The sequence below is a fragment of the Flavobacterium sp. SORGH_AS_0622 genome, from assembly GCF_030818825.1.
GTDB lineage: Bacteria > Bacteroidota > Bacteroidia > Flavobacteriales > Flavobacteriaceae > Flavobacterium.
Map to the genome: position 1 here is coordinate 1,011,081 of NZ_JAUTAX010000001.1, position 25,186 is coordinate 1,036,266.

The following is a 25,186-nucleotide window of genomic DNA, read 5'->3' on the forward strand; positions in this document are numbered from 1 at the left end:
AAAAACATTTTAAAAGTATGAAAAAAGTATTGAACAAAATCAGGTTCGACAAGCCTTTTTTGAAATTTGATTTGAAGATGAAATTGACCACATTATTTTTATTCACCGCCTTAACAATAATGCACGCCGGAACTACTTATTCGCAAAAAGCTAAAATCTCTTTTAGTGCTAATAATATGACTGTTGCTAAAGCTATTGAAAAGCTCGAATACACAACCAATTACAGATTTGTTTACAATGTAAGATCTGTCGATTTAAATAGAATTATTACTATTAATGAAAGTAATGTTGCTATTGAGACACTCTTAAATACCATTTTTGGAGATACAGGAACTGACTATAAAGTTTCTGGAAATCATATCGTTTTAATGGCTAAAAAAGCTCCTGAAGAAAGAACAGTAAAAGCCGAAGCAGACTTTATCGTAAAAGGACGTGTAACCGATGAAAAAGGTATGCCTCTAGTTGGCGCCGCAATTTCTGATAATGGTTCGGGTAGAGGCGTTCAGACAGATTTTAATGGAGAATATCAAATTATAGCGGTAAGCAGCGAAACTACTTTAGCATTTGCTTATTTAGGATATGTAAGACAAGAAATTAAAGTTGAAGGAAGAAGTGTTATTAATGTTGTATTGAAAGAAGATGTACTAGAACTAGAAGGTTTAGTATTAAAAACTGGATATCAAAATATTGATGCGGAAAAGGCTACAGGATCTTTTTCAAATTTAAAAGCTGCAGATTTTAAAGAACAACGTTTAAGTAGTATAGATAAAATTTTAGAAGGACGTATCGTAGGATATCAGGATGGTAAAATTCGTGGAACGACTTCAATGACTGGGTCAACAGCGCCTTTGTATGTTATTGACGGGTTTCCTGTTGAAAACACTAGGCTAACTCCTTATAGTACACTAGAAGAAAATCTTCCAAGTCTGAACTTAGAAGATATTGAAACGATAACGGTTCTAAAAGATGCTGCGGCTTCGTCTATTTATGGTGCGCGTGCCGCAAATGGAGTTGTCGTTATTACAACTAAAAAAGCAAAAGCAGGAAAAACAACTATTTCATTTTCAAGTAATTTAACGGTTACTCCTTATAGAAATTATACCGGAAACCTTACGAGTTCTGCTGATATTATTGGTTTAGAAAAAGGATGGGCAGACGGAAATCCTAATTTAAAAACGGCTAATGCAAGTACGTATGCACAATCATTGCTAAACAATGCCGTATTTACAAGTTTAGGAATGCAGACTATTTTAAATGGTTATGCAGGAAAAACTTCAATGGCAGAAATGAACAGTCGTTTAGATGCACTTGGTTCTCAAGGTTATAAATATTATGATGATGTAGCGCGATATGCAAAACGCGATCAATATTTTTTGCAGCATAATCTAAGTCTAGGAAAAGCGACAGAAACGAATACTTTCAATGCTTCTTTAACCTATAAAAATAATCAGCTTGAAGATATTTATTCTGAAAATGAAACTGTTGGTCTTAATTTAAAAAACTCAACTCAAATTAACAGCTGGTTATCTTTAGACTTAGGGACTTATGTTAATTTCGGAAAAGGAGATACGCAGAGTTACAATCCTATTAATTCGTCTTCCAGTACCCTTAATGCGGGTTATAAACATCAGCCATACAATCAATTAGTTAATAATGATGGAACTAATTTTGTATCTACACCAGAATCCCGCTACAATAGTTTTACACTTAATTCTATAAAGAATTATGGTCTTTATGATATGAACATCACTCCGATGGATGAGTTGGGGAGAAATTTAATTGAAAGCAAAAATTTCTTAAACAGGACGTATGCAAAGTTTAATGTGAAATTTAGTAACGCATTTACATATAATGCAATGTTTCAATACGAGTTTGGTTCAGATCGTGCTAATCAATTATTTGGTAAAGACTCTTATTATGTAAGAAGTAAGGTGAACGGAATGGTGACAATTGCCAATAACAAAGCTGTTTATAATTTACCATACGGAGATATTATAAAAGAAACCAATCAGTATTCTAATGCTTATAATTTCCGTCAGCAATTAAACTTCAATCAGACTTTTGCCGAAAAGCATGATTTTTCTGCGATTGCAGGTATGGAAATCCGCCATTCCAAACAAGAATATAAAGACAATACACGTTACGGATATGATTCGCAGACTTTAGGTTTTGCGCCAGTCAATCAAGCTGATTTATTAAAAGTGTACGGAACTGTTTTTAGTGGTTATATGTCACAAAACGAGTTTTCATTAGAAAAAGAATTACAAAATCGTTTCGTTTCGGTTTATGGAACTGGAGGTTATACTTATGATAAAAGATATACACTTTCTGGAAGTATTCGCTGGGATCGTTCTAACCTTTGGGGAACAGACAGTGAATACCAAAACAAACCAACTTGGTCAACAGGAGCCGCATGGAATATTGACAAAGAATCATTTTTTGATGCTGCATGGGTAGACGGGCTTAAACTTCGTGCTTCATATGGTATTGGAGGAAATATCGCTAAAGATTCTGCGCCGTACTTAACAGCATATTATAATTCTAACTCCAATGTTGGAGGAAACCAGGGAACTGTAAGCAAGAGACCAAACCCAGAATTGTCTTGGGAAAAAACAACGACAACTAATATTGGTTTAGACTTTTCATTTTTTAAGAGCAGATTAGGAGGAACTCTAGATTTATATAATAAAAAAGGAGAAAATTTGTTAGCGAGCAGCCAGGGAATTCCAACAGAAGGATGGGGTTATTCGACTTACACGCTTAACAACGGAGAAATGACGAACAAAGGTATCGAAGTTACTTTAAGAGGAACTATTGTAAAAACGCCTTCATTCTCTTGGGATGCATCTGTTCTATATGCTTACAACAAGAACAAAGTCGATTACGTAAATGTAAAAGCGCCCGTTTATTACCTGCAATTAGATTACCCACAGGCTTTTCCTAGAGTTGGAACAAGTTTTAATTCTATTTATGGTTACAAGTGGGCTGGCTTAAGCAGTACAGGAATACCTCAGGTTTATGATGCTTCTGGAACGGCAGTAAAATACAATCCGGGACAAATAGATGCTATTCAGGATTTTGGTTCAACAGTTCCTACGCACAGTGGATCTTTCCATACTTCTGCAAATTATAAAAACTTCTCACTTTCAGCACTTTTCATTTACGAACTAGGTCATAAAATTAGAAATACGTTTCTGCCAATGTTAGATAATGTTTATTCGGGTGCAATGGGAGGTTATATTACCAATATTTCAGTTGTTAATAATCATATTGCAGACCGTTGGCAGCAGCCTGGAGACGAAGCTTTCACAAATATTCCGAGAGCAGTATACGAATATGATCCAGAATTTAGCTCAGATTCTCGTACTATTTATTCCTATGCAGATATTAATATTTTAGATGCATCGAATGTAAGATTAAGCAACATTTCATTGGCTTATCAAATGCCAAGTGACATTATAAAAAGAATAAAATTAGACGGTATACGTTTCAATTTAAACGCAGAAAACGTATATACTTTTGCTAAAAGCAGAGATGCAAAGTATCTTTTAAATGGTTTCCAATCTCCAAGTTTTGTTTTGGGTGTAAACGTTAATTTCTAATTTATAAAGACTAGACGATGAAAAATATATATAAAAAGATTGCGTATTTATTGGCTTTAGGATTGACTTTAGCATCTTGCGAAGATTATTTGAGTGACATTCCAAAAGGATCAAAATCACCAACAACATTAGCAGATTATGAAGCTTTTTTACGTGACGAATACACAAATCATAGAGTTGATATTACTGGAGCTTCACAATTATTAAATGACCAATATGTAACTGTTGCCTCTTTAGCAAATAATAGGTTGTTTGCTGCCAATTATATGTGGGACGAAAATGCAGACCGTATTGCATTAAAAGTGTCCGATGAAACGATGTATTACTCAAGTTATGCTGGAATTTCGACATTTAATTTAATTATTGAAAATGCATTAAGTACCACTCAAGCAACGGAAGCAGAACAAAGAGTAGTATGGGCAGAAGCAAAAGTACTTCGTGCCATGAATTACTTTAATTTGGTGAATTTTTATGCAGATACTTATGTAGCTTCATCAGCTTCAACAAAATTATCAGTTCCGTTGATAACAAGTGCCAATATTAATGCACCGAGCAAACAAGTAACGATTCAGGAAATGTATGATTTCATTTTGAATGATGTTAAAGAAGCTTTACCCTATTTGTTGAAAGTTTCTCAAACGCCTTTACATCCAAATTTAGGAGCGGGTTACGCCTTTTATTCAAGAGTTTATCTGCAAATGAATAATTATACAGAAGCGTTAAAATATGCAGATTTAGCATTAGCAGAAAATAATAAATTGTATGATTGGATTGGATATTACAATACCAATAAAGCAATTATTGATGTTCCAAATTCTTATACAGCAACAACTTCTCCTATGGGATTTAACTATGTAGAAAATTATAATTATCGTCATGGTATTACAAATAATTTATCGACAGAAAATAGTATTCCAGTAGAGCGCGCACAGCGTTTTGAAACTGGTGATGCCCGTTTTATTTCTCGTTGGAAAATTTACACTGTTGGTGCAGAAACCTATTACAGAAGAACTTTGTCTGGCTTTTTTAACTTCGGCGGAATCACAACTGTAGAAGTTTATTTAATTAAAGCTGAATGTCTGGCTCGTGCAGGACAAATTAGTGAGGCGCTGAACGTTTTAAATACAGTTCGTAAAACTCGTATTCTGCCTGCTTCTTATCAGGATATTTCGACTACAGATAAAACAACAGCTTTGAATGCTATTTTCAGAACAAAAAACAATGAACTTACGAACACATTGATTCCTTTTGCAGACGCACGCCGTTTAAATGCAGAAGGTGTTTATAAAGTAAGTTATACTAAAACAGCAAACGGAACTACGTACACATTATCATCAGATTCTCATTTATGGACAATGCCATTTCCACAGGGAGCAACGCAAAATCCAGGAAACGGAACGATAACTCAAAATGTAGCGAAGTAAAAATCCCAAAGCTTCCTGAGTAAGAATCCCGAAAGGGAAGCTTTATTAAACATCAATCAAAAAAAATGAATACAATTAAATACAAAGTATTAGGATTGTGTGTATGCCTATTTGTAATTTCAAATAACGGTATTGCACAAAAGAAAAAAGCAATAGCGCTTGCACCAGCTTCTTATTCCATTGAAGGAAATATTACTGGTCTTGCAGACGGAACAACAGTACAATTAACACCGGGCGCAACACATTCTTCTGAATCGCCAGTCGCTGAAACAACCTTGAAAGAGGGTAAATTTACCTTTACAGGAAAATTAAATGAACCGCGTTTTTTTTATCTGGTTTTTGGAAAGAATAAAGGATATATTCATTTAATCGTTGAAAATTCTAAAATAAAAGTTACGGCAGATGGAGAAGTTTCAAAAAGTGAAGACGAGCGAATTAACTTTAAAAATGAAGTTATTACAGGTTCTAAATCAAACGACTATTATAAAAAGGAAACTGCTTTTAAAGCTGAATTAAATAAAGATTACGAAGACTATCATAAAGGTACAGAAGAACTTGGAAAACTATATTCGAAAGCCAGAACGTCTGGAAATAAAAAGCTGATAGACTCTATCGGAAATTCTCCAGAATGGAAAAAATTCGAAGCAGATGAAAAAGCATTTTTTACCAAAGTACAAAAAACAACAACAGATCTTATCGCCAAACATAAAACAACTTGGTGGGGACCTTTTTTCATGATGACCCAATACAGTTATTTTACGCCAGATCAAAAGCCGCTTTTTGAGCAATTTTCTGAAACGGCAAAGAAAAGTTATTACGGACAATTGGTAGACAAAGATTTGAATCCTAAATCTCTAATAGGAACAAGTGTTGCTAATTTCGGATTAAAAGATAAAGACGGAAAGGCTTATACAGCTAAAGAAATCGTTTCAGGAAAAAAATATATTTTAATTGATTTTTGGGCTTCGTGGTGCGGTCCATGCAGAAAAGAAATTCCGAACTTAAAAACAGCTTATTCTGAGTATGCCGATAAAGGATTTGAAATTTTAAGCATCTCAATTGATAAAGATGAAAAAGCCTGGCAGAAAGCACTAGGAATAGAAAAAATGCCATGGCACAATCTTTTAGACGATGATAAGGTAAGTAAATCGTTTAACGTAAAAACAATTCCAGCCACTTATTTATTAGATAGTAAAGGTGTAATTATCAGCGATAATTTAAGAGGTGCAGAATTGGAAGCAAAATTAAAAGAGCTTTTGAAATCTTAATTATTAGGAATTAAAAATTGAGAATTAAAAATTAAAAAACACTTGATAAGAACTATAACTATGTTTGTTTTAATAAATGAAATGTCTTTTTTAAAGCTTACAGCATCTATGATTCTACGTGTTTAAATAAAAAATAAAAACAAAAAAATAACATGAAAAGTACAATCTTAAAATCAGGTTTGACTGCTTTGGCATTTATAACCGCGCTTTCTTCTTGTTCCAAAAAAGAAGGATTTACGATCAATGGCACAATCGCAGGATTAGATAAAGGAACGGTTTATCTGGAAAACACAGATGAAAAAGGAAACAAGAAAATAACCGATTCCGCACAAATCAGTCCAGAAGGAGCTTTTACTTTTACGGGAAAAGTTTCAGAACCATTGCTGCATACTATTAAACTAAAGGGAGAAGAATACGGTGCCTATTTTCTTTTGGATAATGAAGATATAAAAGTAGAAGCTAAAAAAGATTCCATTTTTAAAGCTAAAGTTAGCGGCGCGACACAAAACGATATTTATAAGTCGTATTATGATAACGAATTCAAAAAAATACAAAACATCGCTGGTCCTATTTACAAATTGTCTGATTCTTTAACTCAGAAGGGAAAAGTAAAATTAAATGCAGAACAGCAAACTGCAATGGATAAAAAATGGAAAGATCTTGCCGCTTTCGCTGATGATTTAACCGATAAGTTTATCCGAAAAAATAAAGATAAAATAGCCGCTGCTTTAATAATTAATGATCGAATTGTTTCTTACGGAACTCCAGCACAAGTAAAAACGTATTTTGCTGTTTTGTCTCCAGAAGTACAAAAATCATTTTACGGAAAACAGTTAAAAGAAGCCATTGATCTTAATGATAAAACAGCTGTTGGTTCTCAAGCACCTGAATTTTCTCAACCTGACGTAAACGGAAAAGCTGTGAAATTAGCCGATTATAAAGGAAAATATGTTTTGGTTGATTTCTGGGCAAGCTGGTGCGGTCCATGCAGAAAAGAAAATCCAAATGTAGTTTTGGCTTACAAAACGTACCATGATAAAGGATTTTTGATGTTTTAGGAGTTTCGTTAGATGATAAAAAGAAACTTTGGGAAAAAGCAATTGAAAGAGACGGATTAACGTGGACTCATGTTTCTGATTTAAAAGGCTGGCAGAACGAAGCTGCCGTTTTATACGGTGTAAAAATGGTTCCAACCAATTACTTAATTGGACCTGACGGAAAAATCATTGCCAAAAATCTTAGAGAAGCTGAATTACAATCAAAATTGAAAGAAATCTTCAGTAAATCTTAAATTAGTTTTCAGTCACAGTTTTCAGTTTCCAGTGGAACTGCGACTGAAAACTGTGACTGAAAACTAAAAAAATAACATCACAAAAAAATGAAAAAATACATCTTTCTGGGCTATTGCTCATTAGCTTTTTGTACGCTTGTTTCTGCGCAGAATAAATCGGTTAATTTTAAGAAAATTAAAGAAGTCGGCGGAATCGAAGAATATTTATATCAGCCCAACGGAATGAATGTCTTGCTTTTACAGGACAACGCTTCGCCAGTTGCAACGATACAAATTGTATACCGCGTAGGATCAAAACATGAAGTTTTAGGAAACACGGGATCAACGCATCTTTTAGAACATTTAATGTTTAAAGGAACTCCGACTTTCAACAAAAAAAACGGAAATACAATTACTGATGTTCTTCAAAATACAGGAGCACAGTTAAATGCGACAACTTGGTACGACCGTACCAATTATTTTGAAACACTTCCGAGTGATAAAATCGAATTGGCGATTCAAATCGAAGCTGACAGAATGCGAAATTCTTTATTATTAAAAGAAGATAAAGAAGCGGAAATGACAGTTGTGCGAAACGAATTTGAACGTGGTGAAAACGATCCGAACAGTTTATTAGATAAAGAAATCTGGGCTTCCGCTTATATTGCACATCCATATCATCATTCAACAATTGGATGGAAATCAGATATTGAAAAAGCGCCAATTGAAGTCTTAAAAAACTTTTACAATTCCTATTATTGGCCAGATAATGCAACTTTAACAATTATCGGAGATTTCAAAAAAGAAAATGTTTTTGAATTGATTGAAAAGTATTTCGGAAAAATTACGAAAGCGCCACACGTCATGCCTCAGCCATATACAGAAGAGCCTCAGCAGTATGGAGCTCGTAAAATTGTGGTTAGAAAACCAGGAGAATTGGGCGTTGTAAATAAAGCCTATAAAATTCCAGGTGCATTGCATGAAGATCTTCCGGCATTGAATATTTTGGGAGAAATCATTGGTTCGGGTCCTTCGGCTATTTTGAACAAAACTTTCGTTGATACCCGAATGGGAGTTTATACGTATGCGAATGCAACGAATTTTAAAGAAGTCGGACTTTTTACCATTGGTGTTGGTTTTCCAACCACATCAAAACATGAAGATATCGATGCTAAAATCACTGAAGTTGTAGCTAAAATTCAGAAAGAAGGCGTGACACAGGATGAGGTAAATCGTGTTGTGGCAAAAATTAGCGCACAAACAATCTTAGCTCGTGACGGTTCTGGTGTTATTGCTTCCGAATTAAACGAAGCCATTGCAGCTGGAGACTGGACAGATTACATTACAGGAGTTGACCGTTTGAAAAAAGTTACTCCGGCAGATGTTATTCGCGTAGCGCAGCAATATTTAGTTGAAGATCAAAGTACAACCGGATATTTCATTCCGAAACAGTCAGGTTCTCAAAATAAAGAAACAGCTCAGGCAAATAATTTTTTACCAGAAAACGGACCATTTTATTACAGACATTCAGAGGAAGGACATGTACAGGAAGAAAGTTCGTCTGTTGATTCACCAATAAAAAATATTTTAGAGGTAAGTATTTCAAAAGAAAATATTGAAAAAACAGCCTCCGTTTATAAAAGAGAAAAAGTTTCTGGAATAGATGTAGTTTCGGTTAAAACTTCTGCTAAAGATTTTGTGACAGTGGCAGCAAGCATTTCGTTAGGAAATTATTCGGGAGAACATAAAAACCCGATTATTCCAGCTTTAACTGCTTCTATGTTGTCTAAAGGAACAACTTTAAATGATAAATTTAAATTCTCAGAAAAGCTTCAAAAACTAGGAGTAAACTTGAATGTCAATGCATCAACATTTAAAATAAATATTGGATTTAAATGTTTGAAAAAAGATCTAGATCAAGTAATTGCTTTATTGGCTGAAGAATTAAGAAATCCGTTGTTTGATACAAAAGAGTTTGAAAATCTAAAACAACAGTTTATCGGAAACACACAACAAAGTTTAAACGATCCAGGCGAAAGAGGAAGCATTGCTTTATCTCAAGCCATTTATCCAAAAAACAATCCAAATTACAGCTTGAACGTTGAAGATAATATTTCGAATATTAAGATTGCAACGTTGGATGAAGTTAAAGCTTTCCACAAAAAATATTTCGGAACAACATCAATGCGTCTGGTAATTGTAGGAGACACAGATGGAGCGAATTTAAATGCTTCATTAAAAAAATCATTTAAAAATTGGAATGGGGGAGTTTCAGAAAACTTAAAATTTGAAGAAGCTTCAAAATCTTCGGCAAAAACAGAAGTCGTAACAATTCCAGAAAAGCCAAGTGCAGAATTATTTATAGGACAGTTTACAGGTTTAAAAAGAGCCGATGCAGATTATATTCCGTTTTATATTGCTAATTATACTTTGGGAGCCGGTTTTGCAGGACGTTTAATGCAGACAGTTCGCGATAATGATGGTTTGACCTATAGTATTTCTTCAGGAATTGGCGGAAATATTCAGACAGGTGGTTACTGGTTTGTAAATGCTTCTTTCAACCCAGGGTTATTTCAAAAAGGTTTAGACGCGACGATGGTTCAAGTTGATAAATGGGTAAAAAATGGAATTACGGCAGAAGAATTAGAAAACAAGAAAACCAACTTAATCGGCAGTTTTAAAGTTGGAATGTCCACGACAAACGGAATGGCAAGAACAATTTTGAGTTTTATAGAAAGAGGTTTAGAGCCAAACTATATTGACCAATATCCAAAAGATATTCAAAAAGCAACTTTACAGCAGGTAAACGATGCGATTAAGAAATACATCCAACTGGATAAAATAATTATAATCAAATCTGGTTCTCTTGACCAAAACGGTAATCCGTTGAAGTAGTTTTTTTTAAGTGGCAGTTTACAGTCACAGCTTTCAGTTAGTAACCTAAACTCTAAACTGTGACTGTAAACTGAGACTAAAATCATCAATCAGTAATCGTCTTTCATTATTTCATTTTAGAATCTGAATTAGTAAGCCATTTTCTATGAAAGACCTTTTAAGAGCTGTCGGCAAGCAGCTCTTTTTTATTTGGATTTAGCTTTAAAGTATAAATAAATGCTTATTTTTTTATTTTCTGAAAATATGTAATTCCATTTCAATTGAATTTGGATAATCTTTGGAATATGAAAGTAAGAAAGAGGGAGTGAATGGCTCTAGTATTTAATTTTAAAAACCCAACTCCAAAATCAACTGATTTTGGAGTTGGGTTTTTATTTGAGTTTTAAAATTACCTCTGTAAAATATTTCCATTATAATTGTTTTGATTACAATTCTAAATGCTATATTTAAATAAAATAAATCCTATTTTTAAATAGTAATATAATGGAATAAATATATGAAGCTTTTTTATAAGATAATTGTTGTTGAATTATACTGATTCAAATTTCTACGCTGTATATTTACTCCTGCTGAAATTACTCCATTAGTAAATAAAATACCATTTTTAATATTCCATGTTGGCTGATTAGTAGATAGCCAAAAAGGTTCATCATAAGTAATATATTGATTATCATTTTGGACAATAATATAATTGCTGCCAACGAATTCAGCTGTGATTTCATCATAGTTTAGCGATGAACGTGTTTCTACATATGAAATTAAACAGCCTCCTAAAAGAGTAAATGTACAATTTGAAAATAATATTGATTTGGTTAAATCTCGTCCTGCTATTAAGTTTTTAGCTGTAATGTTTGCATTAATAAACATCAAACCAGGGAAGTTATTTCCGCCTGCAATAAACTGATCAGAATTTGTATATTTTGCGATACCTGTTATGATACAACTTCCATTACAATTAAATCTATTTATGCTTATATTTGAATTTATTTGAGCATTTCCTTTAAACTTAATGTTGACATTATTACCATACAAATAACTAAAGTTTGTTGAATTTACATAAGGTACCACTGATGAAATACTACCATGGTTAATATCACCAGATGTAAAAGCACTGTTTAAAAGTAGAAATGAACTATCATGAGTTAAGTTATCAAAGTCTAAAGTTAAATTCATAAAAGACCCGACTAGATATGTTGCACCTCTAAAATTTATAGTATTAGCTTCTATGTTTATTTTTCTAGATCCTCCAGTACCACTAAAAATTCCATCAGGATTGGTTATCTTTACATTTAAAATTTTACAGACTAAGTTAGCTTCGGAAGAGTTTCCCGAACCAGCTTGATAAGTACTTGAAAATTCAATCCAAGAAGATTTAATGTCTACAAATGAATTATTAAAACCATTTCTTGATGAAGTGTTGGGATTGAAATTAATACCTCCCATAGGTATTTCTACATTGAAATATTGCCTATCTACAGTATAAATATTAGTTGTCATCACGTTTACTGTACACTCGAATTCGCTTCTTAAGTCAAATTTTTTTGTAGTTCCGTTATTCATGGCAACATTAATGTAAAAAACAGATGGCGAGAGAATCTGTATGTATGTTGAATTAGGATCTGCAAAAAAGGATGTTATCGCTGCATCTAATGTTAGATAAGGTTTGTTTGGGTTTTCTGGTTCGGCAGTTAAATTATTTCCGGTCGAAGAAACGAAGTAAACTCCTTTTACTATTTGCGAAGATTGTTTATTTCCATTTACAATCCAAGTATTATTCTCAATTTTTGTTAATGTTCGAGTTTCTCCACTTGTCATTGTTAAAGGAATATTTGCTATAAAAGAAATTCCTGAGCCGTTAATTGTGACTAAACCAGTTCCTTTTTGTACAAATTCTTTTTTTGTTCCAATAGGTAATGAAACTACAGAATCAGAAGGAATGGTAATTGTAATTGGGCTTGATGATGAAAAAATTGTTGTCTTATTAATATTGTCAATATTTAGTGTATATGCAGTAGACGAAAAATTCTCTATGTCTGTTAGCCATGTTTTAAAAATACTTTTGCTCCAATCATATAATGATTTAATACTTGGAAAAGCAGATGTTGAGTTTTTGTTTTCTTCAATATTTTGTACTTTGTTAGACTTGTCTTCTTTTATATCTAGAGAATTATTTAGATTGTCTAAAGAATCTTTTAAAACTTTCCCTTGTCTTGCATCTAAAACCTTGCCTTCCTGAGTGTAATCTAATCCATTATAATTATCAACTTTAATATTGCTGATATTATTAAATTCTAATTCCCCTTCGGAGTTCGTGGTCAGGATTTTATCTGGCTGATTTATTTCTAAATCAGCGACTTTTATTCTGTTGTGATTTGTGCTCATTTGGTTTTTAATTAATAAGATTGCTCCTGAGTTATACTTAAAGAAGGATTATTGCTAAGAACATTAAAAGGATGATAAATAGTTGCTTTTTGAGATATTATATATTTTGGTTCCGTTGGTGTTACGGCTATATTAATCAGCTCTTTAGAATTGTCAAAAGAATTAAAACCTCGAAAAACAATTAGTCGCGGTGTGTCCAATTTACTCGGGGCTGGAATTCTAAATATTTCAACTGGTGAGTTTGTCCTAATTTTAACATTTTCTAAAATCACCTGTGCTTCTCCGTTTGTCATTCCTGCAGAACCATTGTTAATAGCGTTTGGTATGGATATTATTGGATTTGTTGGTGTAATAGAGTAATCAATAACTAATTCTAAATCTTTTAAAACACAAGTATCCTTGTTTGAAAAGTCTGTGTTTAATCGGCTTCTGGTAATGGTCATGAATGGAGTTTGCAGAGAATAATTAAATTTTGCTTTTCCTGATACATAACATTGACTATTTAAAGTATTTCCTGAAAGCCAGCAGTTGTTAATTATTGAGTCCTTAAAATGTATTTTAAGTTTTGTATTTACACCATAATCTCCCGCAGCTATTCCTAGGGGAATTCTCATTAAAGCATTGGGACTGCTTATATTTCCAATTTTAATTGTAGCTGTTGTTGAAGACCATTCACCCCATAAACTAATTGGTACAGTTGAGTTGTTGGTAATAGAACTGAATTCAAAATCTTGAAAAGGGGGTGAAAAAATGCTATTCGAGCTACTTGCCGAAAAAGAATTAGCATTGTTTGTTATATTGTCAATTTTTGCAAAAGTAAGAGTGTTAATTCTTGACAAATCTATTTGGCAATTAGTGCATGTACTATCAATAATTATATTATTTATTTTCACATATTGAAATAAACCAGCAGGACTAAAAACGTTTCCTAAACCAGTAATGTTACTAAATCTAATAGAGTTAATATTTATAAAGCTATTTGGATTACCAGCGTTAAATTTTAATCCGCCGCTAATTGGAACATTTGTCAATTGCTGATGTATTATATTTACATTATTTAATGTTGTGCTTCCAACATCTATTCCATTAGTAAAAACAAGTGTTGGAGTGCCCTTTATGCCAGTAATGTTCACATTATAAAGTAAAATATTGGTTTCACTGTTTGGTCCATTCGACAACATCTTTTGTCCCATATTATAAGTCCCACCACTTGTAATTATTATTTTAATATCAAAGGGGAAATATCCTTCTAAACTTGATTGGAATTCAAGTGCTTTTTGCATAGTTGCAAATGGTTTATTTGGATTTTCGAATTGAGCAGTAGAATCATTTCCTGTAATATTGTTTACAAAAATCGTGTTCCAAATTTTTGGACTTAATAACAAATTTGAATCATTAAGCTGTGAGATATCGTTTTTTGAGCCTCTTATTGTCCATGTATCAGTGTCAATTTTTCGTAAAATCCTTGTTTCCCCTTTTACCATTGCCAAAGAAATATTCGTCAAAAAAGTAATTCCACTTCCTCCAATTGTTACAATTCCATCACCTTTTTGTGTAAATTCAAATTCATATCCTATAGGAATTGGAATGACCGAATTTATCGGTATAATAAAGTTTGTTGGATTTGCATTTGTAAAAACTTTCACTTTCTTATAATCATCGAAAGTTAAAGTATAGTTTTGTGTTGACACACTGTCAATGCCTAAGGCCCAAGACCTATTATTTGAATAATTAGTTAATATATTAGTAATCGAAATTTTTATTGATTCAATTGAATCCGCTACTTCTTGAAGACTATTTAAGTTAATATTGTCGGACGCAATTATCGTATTTATATTATCAATAAGATCTTTCAAAACTTTCCCTTGTCTAGCATCTAAAACTTTTCCTTCTTCAGTATAATCTAAACCATTGTAACTATCAATTTTAATCGCATCAATATCACTAAACTCCAATTCGCCATTGGAGTTTGTGCTTAAAATTTTATCTGGCTGATTTATTTCTAAATCAGCCACTTTTATTCTATTGTGATTTGTATCCATTTTTTGTGGTATTTTTTTTGTTCTTCTATATACTTATGCTTAAAGCACGGTTGTAACTGCAAATTGAATCCAGTTGTCTCCTGTTTTTTCGTACATTAATGCTCCTCCAGAGATGGAAGGGCAATAAACTCTTAATCCTTGTCTTGCATTTGGATATGTAGAATTTAATGTTGCAGCGTTTAAACTCGTATTTGTAGAATTATTAATTAAACCGATAATATCTAAAGTAGCGTCTAAATATTCTTTAGTAATTAAAGATCTTGCACCTCCTGAATCGATTAGGGCTTTTGTTAATGTTGGTGCAATTAATTCATCATTGGTATTTTTTCTTATAGCAATTTTACCTGTACCAGTAGCTAAAACTACTAGTTCAGAATCATTAGGAGCAAATGCACCATCAAAACCTCCTATAATAGTATTACCGCTTCCTGTATTTATTCCTGATTTTTGTCGAGGATTTAAAACAATATTATTGCTTCCTGATGTTATACTTGCGTTTGTAATATTTTCAATTAAAATATTATTCGAACCTGTTGTCAAATCTCTACCTGCTTGGAATCCAATAACAGTGTTATATTGCCCTGTAGAAGGTGCTGGAAGCGAAACATCACTACCAAAAGCTCTATAACCAATAGCAATGTTAAAATCTGAATTTATTCTAAATCCTGCATTTCCACCTAAAGCTGTATTATATGATCCAGTTATATTATTCTGCATTGTAGCAAAACCAACGCTTGTATTATAACCTCCTGTCTTTGTATAATACAAATTAGAAGATCCTAATCCCGTATTCCCAGTTCCAGTAGTTACACTATTCAATGTAAGTGAACCTAAACCTGTATTATCACTTGCTGTGGTTAGAGCGGGTAATACCGATCTACCTACCGCAGTGTTACGTATACCTGATATGTTAGATGAAAGAGTATTTCCGCCCAAAGCCGTATTACTATTTGTTCCAGAGTAATTTCCTCTACCTATTCTAACTCCATATATTGTTTTATCTACTCCCCCTAATTCTTGAAGAGATGTGTTGTTTATAATTCCTGGAATTGTTGCTGAAACTGGAATAGAAACATCATCTAAAGTTGCTAATTTATAGGGAATTGGGTTGTTGTTTTCATCTTTTCTGGAAGGCTTTGCGGGAATTTTTATAACAGTTCCACCATCATTTAAATCTCCTACAGGTGCTTCAAAACTTAATGAAGTATTTGTATTAGGAGTATTTGCAGATCCAGCAGTCGATTGATTTAATTTAAGTAATCCATCTTGAATACTTAAACCTCCTTGCACGCCATTTTTATAAAAAAAAAGATTTACCAAATCCTTATTTATATCAAGAGCACACATGTTACTATTATCTTCATTTGAAGCCCTCAAAAGGATATCTTCTGGTGCTAAATCTGAAAAAAGAGAAATCACTTTTCGACCATCAAATACAGCAAAAGCTCCATTTTCTAGAACTGATTGTAAATCCTGAGAACCACCAGTAACATTATCACTAAATTCTAATTCGCCATTTTCATTTGTTTTTAAAATTTTATCTGGCTGATTTGTTTCTAAATCAGCCACTTTTATTCTATTGTGATTTGTATCCATTTTTTGTGGTATTTAAATTTGTTTTTATTATTAAGTTTTGAGATTAAATAAATCTAAAACTCACATTCCAAATAAATTTCACCAGTATCTGTTGTAGTAGAGAGGATTGGTCTATTATTTGTAGTTGGTGTGCTCATATCTTTGTCCCCATTTGAGATTAGGAAAAAATTAAAACCTTCTCGTTGGGTTAGTAAATAGAATTGAGCAGGATTTAATGTAATTTCTACATATGCAGTTGAGTTACTAGGTACTATTACACTGCCAAGAAAATTATTAGAATCCCAATCGTTCCAATCAATAAGTTCAAAATTTTTAAAGTAAGGAATTCGAATGTTAGAGGTATAAAGATTAAAAGTTAATGCGTTACCAACTGCATTTGTCGCGAACTTAAATTTTATTTTAGCAGATTTAGGGTTCGATGTAATTGATGAGGTATCAATTGCTCCTCTGTATCTATTAAGGGAAAATCCTGATGCATCTTTTGCAGCTCCTAAGTAAGCATTTCCTTCATAATAAGTTGTTGCTGCATCGGCATCGTGACAGATTGACCAGTTACTATTTTTATTTTCAAATATTGCTGATTTAGTTACAGGTAAAATTAAAGTAATAGGCAGAGTAGTAACAGCTAGAATATTACTATTAGTCGAATTGCCAGCAGCATCTTTTGCTTTTATATAAAAATTGTATGTGGTTGATGATGAGAGTTCTGTGACAGCATAGCTAAACACATTAGATGAAATAGAATCTAAAAAGCTATCGTCGATGAAAATGTCATAAGCAACAACTCCAATATTGTCTATTGCAGGAGTCCATGTTAATAATACTGTAGTTGCAGTAATAGATGTCTGACTTAAAGAAAAACTACTTGGTGGAGTAGAATCAATTAAACATGTTCCTACGTTATTGGCATACGCTTGACTATTGGTATTTAACCATTCTTGTGCTTGCTCATTTGCATCGTTAATGCTCAAATTTGATACAAATTTATTTGCTGGAGCAATCAGTGTAACAGAACTTCCCATTCCTGCAGCACAATCATTTTTGGTTTTATTTAAAGTTTTTTCTGTATTATAATAAACAGTTTCGCCTTCAACAGGAATATAATTGTCTAAATACGAAAAAGGCTTATATGTTGTGTTTTCTTCCATATATTCATTAATAATTTGCTTTCTTAAATCATTAAAAAAGACATTAAACAATTACTTTGATTAAACTGGCTGTATTGGCCAGACAATAGATGCTAAATCATCGATATCAGTTAATTCTCTAAGTTCTTGTCTATAATTTTTCCAAGCGCTTTTTTTCTCTTCAGAAAGTGGTGAATCTTCTACTTGTGTCCAGTCGCTTTCGGTTAATAAGGTGTTTCTAGTAGCCCTAATATTTTCTAGAAGTTCTTCCTGACTTTGAATGAAAGGAAAGTGAGTGTGAGTTCCATTAATTACTTTATAATTTTTTGACAATGCCTGCTGCCATTCTTCTTCGGTTAGTTCGATATTAGGCTGTGGAATGTTTTCGTGAATTCCTTCAACATAAAAACCTGTGTATTCTCCATTTTGGTCGTAAGTTCCTTTATATGTATTTTTCATTTTTTAAAGTTTATTGTTAATATCCAATTGAGAACATATATCCTTCATTGGCATCGATAAGGGCATAATAAGTATTCTTTGTAATATTACCCACGTGGTTATATCCTCTGCTTCCCGAATTTGTTCTTAAAGTTGATACGATAACACTCAAAGCACCATTTGGCCAGGTTAAAGGAAAAGTATACGTATTGGCATTACTCATTAAATGAGCCCACTGTAATATTAATCCGTTGCTAAATTTTTGATAGCCTCCAGTAAAAGGGATTAAACCTATAGAATGTCCAGCATCATAATCCGAACCTGGAGAGGTCGAAACTGAGCCGTCTGCCATTAAAAATTGACTTGAAGTTCCGCCGGTTTTAATGAAACTCTTACTTTCTGTTGCTTCAGTAAAAGTTTTAATTCCTGCAATAGTTTGAGCTGTTGTTAAATCAACGTATTTGTTATTTAGTTCCAAATCTGATAATGAAACAGAACTTTTATACCAGTAATCTACTTCGATATTACGATCGCTTATTACAGCAGAAAATGTAATTATTCCATTGTTGTAGTTTACGATATAATCTTTACCAGTTCCCTCTCTAAGAAGCTGACCATTTTTGTAGATGCGAATACTATCTTTAATAGGAATTTCTGTTAAAGTAATTTTATCATCATTAAAAGTGTCATGATCAAAATTTTCTTTGAAAGGAACAGATAAACTTCCAAGAATAGGATCAGAATTAGGATCATCTGGTTCTGTATCGATATTTTTAGCCCAGTAATTTACTTCGATATTGCGGTTGCTTATGGGATCAGAAAAAACAATGATGGCATTATCATTTAAATTGTAATCGTTAGTTTCGTTTAGTAACTGACCATTTTTATAAACCTTTACACTGTCCTCAATAGGGGTATGATTTAACTGAATATATGATCCTGAAAAGTTATCCTGAAATTCTTTGAAAGGGACATAACAATTACCAGAAATAATTCCGGCATTTTGAAAAGCAACTTTTAAAAGTGCTGGAGTTATATAATGTTCATTATCTGTACCTGTTTCGACCATTTGAAAATTAGCTTTGTCATCGTCTCTATGAACGAAATTTTCAAAAATCTCTACGAAGTCAATGTGTGAGGGAATATCTCCGTCATTGAATTTGTTGCGAAAGTCATTTCTGCTTGTTGCCATGTTATATAGTTTTATTTCTTTGCTTTTAAATGTTTTTTGATAAGACTCGATATTAAATACCAATGAGGTAATTCATTGGTATTTAATAGTTTTTTAAAGAGTTAGGATTTTTTCATCACTGCTGTACATACCAGATGAATTTTCAGAAATCGCTTTAAAGTGATGATAGATTCGGTCTCCATCTTCTGTTTTTATTACTAATTCGTCGGTAAATTTTTCAATGTCGTTGAGAGGAAGAATAACTTCGTTTAAGTTTGACTTGAGTTCATGAATTTTTTCCCAATTCCCCTGATTATTCATTTTATATAAATGATATTTACCATTATGAACTGTTTTCTCCCAATTGAAAACTATTGGTTTTAAGATTTCTCCATTTGTTCCTGTTGGCACTCCCGAAACTTCTAAGTCCGGAGATTCTGGCGAAACATTATCCACAATAACGACAGCTGTAATTTTTGACGGTTGTGATGGTGCATAATCGATGCTTATGATAGGATTATCAATTGTCGAATCTGAATCTGCATATTCAATTTGTTTTGAAACGGTAATCCTGTAAAACAATCCATCACCAAATGGTACATTTTCTAAATCTTCAAAATCATCATAAACATTCCATACATTCTCAAAATCTGCAGACAAAGTTTCTTCATTAATTAAAACTTCTTTCACCAATTTCATTGTTCTTATCGATTGCGCATCAAGCATTGTGTTTGCGCGATAAACATTGATTTTTCTAATTTTATATTCTGGCTGATAAGCATTTAATTCAATTTGAACTGCTGGTTTAATTCCTAAAACCTGATTTTCCAGAATTGGCATAATTCGCTTAATTTCTGGTGTTTTTGGCGGAGTAGAAGCAACTAGTTTTACAGGCCCAATAAGATCACTAAACTCTCCAAAATTCATCTTAATATCCATTTCGCGAACAGCGTAGAAATAGATGTTTTGTGAATTTCCATCGAGATTAAAGTCGGTAAACTGTGCTATGTTTTCACTTTCATTAATGATTTTCATCATTGGTGCGATCTCAAAATCATTATCAGTAGGTTTTAGAGCGTTTCCATTTTTATCTTTAATGGTTTGTTTCTTGTTAACAGGGACATAGTCATTACCTTTAATATACTCATAAACAACTGGTACTTCGGTTAAGGGAACGAAAGCCGCATGAATAGCTTGTTCTACAAAATGAACTACTAATAAAGGATCTTGAACTCCCTGTGAAATTAGAACCTTATTTAATGATGTAATAGATGTTATCGTATTTTCTTGTGTACCTTGCGCTTTATTGTGCCATTCAATAAAATCATTAATCAGTTTTATAAAATCTTCGTTGTCAGGCAATGGAAATCGGTAATTTTCTTCAGATTCATTTTCTGGCAAAGTTTTATAATGCCCACTCAAAGCAAGGCCATTAAAATCCAAAAAGTCTTTCCATCTTTCATTAAAGCTGATTTCATCATTTCCACCCAATTTGTTTAATTCTTCACGAATAGTACTCACTGTTTCAGGTTGGTACAAAATGTTTAAAAGGTCTTCATCATTGGCTCTGTAATGTAATAATCCGTAAGGCTTGCGTTTTTGACTGTATTTAGTAATAAAAGTATAAGATGATCGGTTGTAAAAATCAGGACGGGTTGCATACAAACTACCACCTGTAATTTCTTCAGGTTTTTCCGGTTTCTCAATTTTAACAGCGTACATCGGACTCGGAATACTAATCTTCGATTTGTAGTCAATACCAGTTTTTGCATGTGTACTAATTCCGAAGATAGAGTAGTGGGTACTTTCATTTTCTCTTGGCTGAACATTTTCTTGTGTAATTCCGGAAACTGCATCAGCGTATAAATAAACTTTATAGCTCGGATAATAGTTTACAGTTTGAGATACATCATTATCATCATAATTTCGTACGTCATCTTCTTTAAGCGGGCCGTCTATTGCACCAATAATTTCATCATAATTATCCGCCATTGTTTGTGTTGAATAATTGCCAAGTTTAAAATCAGGATCATCGATATATAAGACCAGATCTCCAGTAGTACCAATATTTTCTGTTTTAAAAACTTTAAACTCCTTTCTCGATTTTACAGGAACAGAACTTCCTTCCTGTACTGCACTTTTTGTAAACAATCGTACAATACCATTAGACCATTCTACAGAGTTTTGGTTTTCTGATTTAAATTGAGGATGTTGAGGCAAATTAAAATTTGGGAAAATGATTTTGTATAATCCTAAATGCTTTTTCTCAGCTAGTTCAATTGGATTATCATCTTTATCCAATTTATACGTTCCGTCTGAATTCATTTCATAAGAAACTTCAAAATGCCTTTCTATTACTGCATTTTTCCAGAGTCCTCTTGTTTTTTGTAGCTGTAAATCAGTTCCGTTTTCACTTGTATGTTCAATAACCTCTCTATGAATGACATTCAAACTCTCAGGATATTCAACTTTAAAAGCAATTTGAGGCTGATGCCAGTTAGAATCTGTTTGCATGTTCTGAACCAGTGTACACAATCTACTCTCTGGTATTTGAATGTTTTGGATCTGTTCAGAATCTATTGTTGCATCGCCATCAGCATGAAGTTTGTCAGTTACTTCTTTTTTTAATACTTCAACTAATGCATAATCAAAAACATCGTTATTTTGAGCATCTTTTTTAAGTACAACTTCAACATTCTGGATAACATAATTTTGATCTCCAATCGTTAATATTCCTCCGTCAAATCGTGATTTATTAGAGTTGTCTAATCCAATTTTAACCTCTTGCCCGCTGCTGATAATCTTATACTCTCTTATTTTAACAAAAGAGGTAAGATTATTTATAGATTTGTTTTCAATACTTTCAATTTGACCGTACTCAACTTCAGGAAGCCCGTCTTTATAATACAGTCTAAAATGGTCAGCAAGTATTTCCTTATCATCAGGAAAAATAGATTCCTTGTTAGTTTTAGCTTCTTCAACAGAAATTTCACTAGGAACAGGATAACTCAATAATTCCTGAGCTGAATAATAATCAAACAAAATTCTAACTAATGTTTTATCTTCTCCAGTAATTTTACCCAATAATTCCTGTTCAGACAAGGAGGTAAACATTAACGGTTTTTCTTCTGTAACAAGAAGTGTGTTAATGTTGCTCGGAGGCATTAAATTATTGGCAGGTTTAATATTAGATTTAATGCTGATTTGGCGTCCAGATGTTGCTCTTGAGAAAATATTAATTCCATATCCCTGATAGATATAAGTGTGTTCTCCTGTTTGTTCCTGAACTGCATTTAAAATTGATTTTCCAGCATCAGGAATAATAATCGGAACGGTTTCATATTCCGATTCTTTGAAATTTTGATTAACACTTTTGTATTCGATATCATGCGATAATTCCGGACTTTTCCATTTTGATTCTGTTTCAGTTTTATGATCAATTCCTAAATAAATGGGAAATGTAAATGCACTTCCATCGTACTCTGCTGAAGATTTAAAGAAATCACTATTATCTTTACTGATATCATAATCTAAAACATCATCCATAAATAAGCTGACATATCTCTTCTTTCCATCAAAACTATAACCTTCAGAATCTGTAATCCTGGCATTTGGGTTTTCTTCTGAGTCCACATTTAATCCAGGAACAATCTTACTTAATTGAACAGGAAGAGGCATTCGTTCTGTATTTATTGAAGTCGGAATACTCATCGAAAGATGTTGTACTTCAGTTCCTTCAATACCTTCTTCCAAACTTCCAAAAGTGGTATATTCAGTTAAATAAATATATTCTCCAGATAAAACTTCATCATCAAGATCAATACAGCCCAATCCTAGCATACGTGCAACATGGTAGTCGTTTGCAGCAATGTTTAAAAGATCCAGATAAGATATTTTAGTTAAGTTTTCAGCATATTGTTGTTCTTCTCCTTCTTTTGGTTCGTTTATAGGAATACGATCCCCAAAAGGAATATCTTTTTCTGCCGTTGGATTATCTCCTTCCTTACTTAAATCAATGTATTTAGATACAATACATTTGATGTTTTCATCAGTAATATCATTTTCGTTAGTAGGCTTATTCCACTTGTCTTTGTAATTTTTAATATTTACATATTCACCATCATTAAATTTTAACCATTTTCCATGAACTGCATTTGGTTTTGGTTCTAGCTGTCCAAAAACGGTCATGTCTTCTGTGCTTAAGGCATAATTCCCTTTTAAGTTCCAATCTCCGTTAGCATTAGCATTTGTAATGAAATCAGAATAAAACTCAAATTGAATTGTATTTAAAAGACAATTATTTGCTTTAAAGCGAATACTTCGGCCATTTTCGGCAACTAATCGAATAGTACTATTTAATTGTTGTGAAGAATAAGATTTACGATTGCTAACTCTTTTAGAAGCCATAATCTTATTTTCGGCTACAGATAAAGTTTCAAGCTTGACATTTTTTGAAATATTTGAAGAGGAAAAATCCAATTCTGCAGCAAAAAACAAATCTGTTTTAGATTCAATTTCAATCAAATTGTTTCCGTAAGCCTGCATAAAAGCAGTAGGATTTGTTAGTGGATCTATGCTAAGTTTAACGGTTTTATATTTTGTTTTATTTTGAAAATTAATATAAACAGATCTCTGCGGATTTGTTGTTTTATAAATCCAAAGCGCCTTTTTGTTGTCGACAACATTAGGATTTTGGGTTAGATTTACGGTTTGACTGACTTTTGTGTAAGGTGCTCTGTATACTTTTACAAAATCATTCGGTTTATTAAAACTTAAACTAGAATTGTCACCTTTAAATAATTCTCCTTTTGGAAGATGATTTTCTCCTAATCTGCCTGCCAGAATCCAGCGAAGGTGAATTCCTTTCGTACTGTCAATTCCTCTCGAACCGGCTGTGGCAATTTGTAAATAGGTAGACTGCAGATTTGTTTTTTCTGATGAAATATCAATTATTGATGACGTTCTGCCAATATTAAATTTAATACTAATTCCTGAAGGGTTTTTGACATTATTTAAAGTTACAAGCGCTGAAAAAACACCAAGAGCAAGAGGTCGGCCTTCAATTTGAATTGGAACTTCAACTTGAGATGTTCCAGGAATTGTAACCGAGTTTTGAAGCTTAAAGACAAGTCCGTTTAAATTGTTTTCACTATGAATTTTTGTACCTGCATTTAAAGTCAGAGGAACTCTGCTTTTATTAGTAAGAACCAAAGTTCCACATGGTTGGCTAATTCGTGTGCCTTTCTTCAAAGAAGGATAAATCAACTTGTTATCAACAATGGTTACATTAGGGAAACAGCCTATTTGCAATTTAGATAAATCGTCTGCAAGCTTATTTAATTCAATTCCTAAAGTACTAAAATCTGAAACTCTGATATAATCAGAATTCATAGCAGAAATATTGTCATTTTTAGAGATTGGTGTTCTTTCTAAAAAATTCGCGAGCGGTGTTGTCAACTCGTCAATATTCTCAGCAGAGCTTGTAACTCCATACACAAAAACTTTCGAAGTAAGATTTAAATCAGTAAATAGGCTTTTCAATAAATTAGAATTATTGACCTGCATACCGTCTGTAATTACAAAAACGATATCAGGAGTAACCGACAGATTTTTAACAGCATTTAAACCAGATGCCCAGTAATCAGATTGTATGTAAGCTCTTCCGTTGCCATATAAATCAATCCAGTCTTTAAAGTCCTGATAATTGCTTGAAATTTTTTTCTGAATAACATTATCTTGTCTAACAGCAGTATCGCTGTTAGACATTCCAATTAATGAAAGGGTGATTTTACTTTGCGCCTGAGAAGTGATAAATGAAGTCAGTCCTGAACGAATCTGCTGTGCTTCGTTTCCATTGATTGAACCCGATTCATCGACTACAATTGCTACATAAGTTTCACAACCCGAGAGTTGACTTTCTTGAGGATTTATAGTACTCATTTTTTGTCTTATTTTTTTAAAGATTTATATT

The 25,186-nt window shown here is 32.7% G+C and carries 12 protein-coding genes and 1 pseudogene; 6 read left to right on the top strand and 7 right to left on the bottom strand.

The features are described 5' to 3' along the window. Positions 1 to 17 precede the first annotated feature (17 nt). From QE431_RS04390 to QE431_RS04410, 6 genes and pseudogenes are all read left to right on the top strand, one after another. Positions 18 to 3,602: a SusC/RagA family TonB-linked outer membrane protein gene (locus QE431_RS04390; RefSeq protein WP_307293004.1), complete on the top strand. Its 3,585-nt coding sequence runs from the start codon at positions 18 to 20 to the stop codon at positions 3,600 to 3,602. 17 nt (positions 3,603 to 3,619) lie between these two features. Then, the gene (locus QE431_RS04395) at positions 3,620 to 5,026 is read left to right on the top strand and encodes a RagB/SusD family nutrient uptake outer membrane protein (RefSeq protein WP_307293006.1); all 1,407 of its coding nucleotides are present in this window, start codon (positions 3,620 to 3,622) and stop codon (positions 5,024 to 5,026) included. Between the two features lie 65 nt (positions 5,027 to 5,091). Beyond that, complete coding sequence (locus tag QE431_RS04400; protein WP_307293008.1) at positions 5,092 to 6,294, top strand: TlpA disulfide reductase family protein; 1,203 nt, start codon at positions 5,092 to 5,094, stop codon at positions 6,292 to 6,294. 152 nt (positions 6,295 to 6,446) lie between these two features. Then, positions 6,447 to 7,352 carry a TlpA disulfide reductase family protein gene (locus QE431_RS04405; RefSeq protein WP_307293010.1) on the top strand — a complete coding sequence of 302 codons (906 nt, stop codon included), beginning with the start codon at positions 6,447 to 6,449 and terminating at the stop codon, positions 7,350 to 7,352. Between the two features lie 41 nt (positions 7,353 to 7,393). Further along, a pseudogene (locus tag QE431_RS22500) lies at positions 7,394 to 7,459 on the top strand (hypothetical protein); the annotation flags it as partial. Between the two features lie 213 nt (positions 7,460 to 7,672). Continuing rightward, complete coding sequence (locus QE431_RS04410) at positions 7,673 to 10,459, top strand: pitrilysin family protein (protein ID WP_307293012.1); 2,787 nt, start codon at positions 7,673 to 7,675, stop codon at positions 10,457 to 10,459. Between the two features lie 507 nt (positions 10,460 to 10,966). On the opposite strand, the gene QE431_RS04415 is transcribed toward QE431_RS04410, so the two are convergent. The 7 genes from QE431_RS04415 to QE431_RS04445 form a co-directional block, all read right to left on the bottom strand. Beyond that, a complete protein-coding gene (locus QE431_RS04415) occupies positions 10,967 to 12,841 on the bottom strand; it encodes a hypothetical protein (RefSeq protein ID WP_307293015.1) in 1,875 nt (624 codons plus the stop codon). Positions 12,842 to 12,852: 11 nt separating this feature from the next. Then, a complete protein-coding gene (locus tag QE431_RS04420; RefSeq protein WP_057119713.1) occupies positions 12,853 to 14,883 on the bottom strand; it encodes a hypothetical protein in 2,031 nt (676 codons plus the stop codon). A gap of 39 nt (positions 14,884 to 14,922) precedes the next feature. Then, positions 14,923 to 16,479: a hypothetical protein gene (locus tag QE431_RS04425; RefSeq protein ID WP_307293018.1), complete on the bottom strand. Its 1,557-nt coding sequence runs from the start codon at positions 16,477 to 16,479 to the stop codon at positions 14,923 to 14,925. Positions 16,480 to 16,532: 53 nt separating this feature from the next. Next, the gene (locus QE431_RS04430) at positions 16,533 to 17,627 is read right to left on the bottom strand and encodes a DUF5977 domain-containing protein (RefSeq protein WP_307293020.1); all 1,095 of its coding nucleotides are present in this window, start codon (positions 17,625 to 17,627) and stop codon (positions 16,533 to 16,535) included. A 60-nt stretch (positions 17,628 to 17,687) separates the two neighbouring features. After that, positions 17,688 to 18,065 carry a tail fiber assembly protein gene (locus QE431_RS04435; RefSeq protein ID WP_281867617.1) on the bottom strand — a complete coding sequence of 126 codons (378 nt, stop codon included), beginning with the start codon at positions 18,063 to 18,065 and terminating at the stop codon, positions 17,688 to 17,690. Between the two features lie 16 nt (positions 18,066 to 18,081). Further along, the gene (locus tag QE431_RS04440) at positions 18,082 to 19,236 is read right to left on the bottom strand and encodes a hypothetical protein (RefSeq protein ID WP_307293023.1); all 1,155 of its coding nucleotides are present in this window, start codon (positions 19,234 to 19,236) and stop codon (positions 18,082 to 18,084) included. A 93-nt stretch (positions 19,237 to 19,329) separates the two neighbouring features. After that, positions 19,330 to 25,155, bottom strand: coding sequence for a hypothetical protein (locus QE431_RS04445; RefSeq protein WP_307293024.1), 5,826 nt, complete (start codon positions 25,153 to 25,155; stop codon positions 19,330 to 19,332). Positions 25,156 to 25,186: the final 31 nt, after the last annotated feature.

Excerpts from the sequence above, each read along its gene's own strand:
- QE431_RS04390 (WP_307293004.1), top strand. The coding sequence starts at position 18 with ATGAAAAAAGTATTGAACAAAATCAGGTTCGACAAGCCTTTTTTGAAA.
- QE431_RS04395 (WP_307293006.1), top strand. The coding sequence starts at position 3,620 with ATGAAAAATATATATAAAAAGATTGCGTATTTATTGGCTTTAGGATTG.
- QE431_RS04400 (WP_307293008.1), top strand. The coding sequence starts at position 5,092 with ATGAATACAATTAAATACAAAGTATTAGGATTGTGTGTATGCCTATTT.
- QE431_RS04405 (WP_307293010.1), top strand. The coding sequence starts at position 6,447 with ATGAAAAGTACAATCTTAAAATCAGGTTTGACTGCTTTGGCATTTATA.
- QE431_RS04410 (WP_307293012.1), top strand. The coding sequence starts at position 7,673 with ATGAAAAAATACATCTTTCTGGGCTATTGCTCATTAGCTTTTTGTACG.
- QE431_RS04415 (WP_307293015.1), bottom strand. The coding sequence starts at position 12,841 with ATGAGCACAAATCACAACAGAATAAAAGTCGCTGATTTAGAAATAAAT.
- QE431_RS04420 (WP_057119713.1), bottom strand. The coding sequence starts at position 14,883 with ATGGATACAAATCACAATAGAATAAAAGTGGCTGATTTAGAAATAAAT.
- QE431_RS04425 (WP_307293018.1), bottom strand. The coding sequence starts at position 16,479 with ATGGATACAAATCACAATAGAATAAAAGTGGCTGATTTAGAAACAAAT.
- QE431_RS04430 (WP_307293020.1), bottom strand. The coding sequence starts at position 17,627 with ATGGAAGAAAACACAACATATAAGCCTTTTTCGTATTTAGACAATTAT.
- QE431_RS04435 (WP_281867617.1), bottom strand. The coding sequence starts at position 18,065 with ATGAAAAATACATATAAAGGAACTTACGACCAAAATGGAGAATACACA.
- QE431_RS04440 (WP_307293023.1), bottom strand. The coding sequence starts at position 19,236 with ATGGCAACAAGCAGAAATGACTTTCGCAACAAATTCAATGACGGAGAT.
- QE431_RS04445 (WP_307293024.1), bottom strand. The coding sequence starts at position 25,155 with ATGAGTACTATAAATCCTCAAGAAAGTCAACTCTCGGGTTGTGAAACT.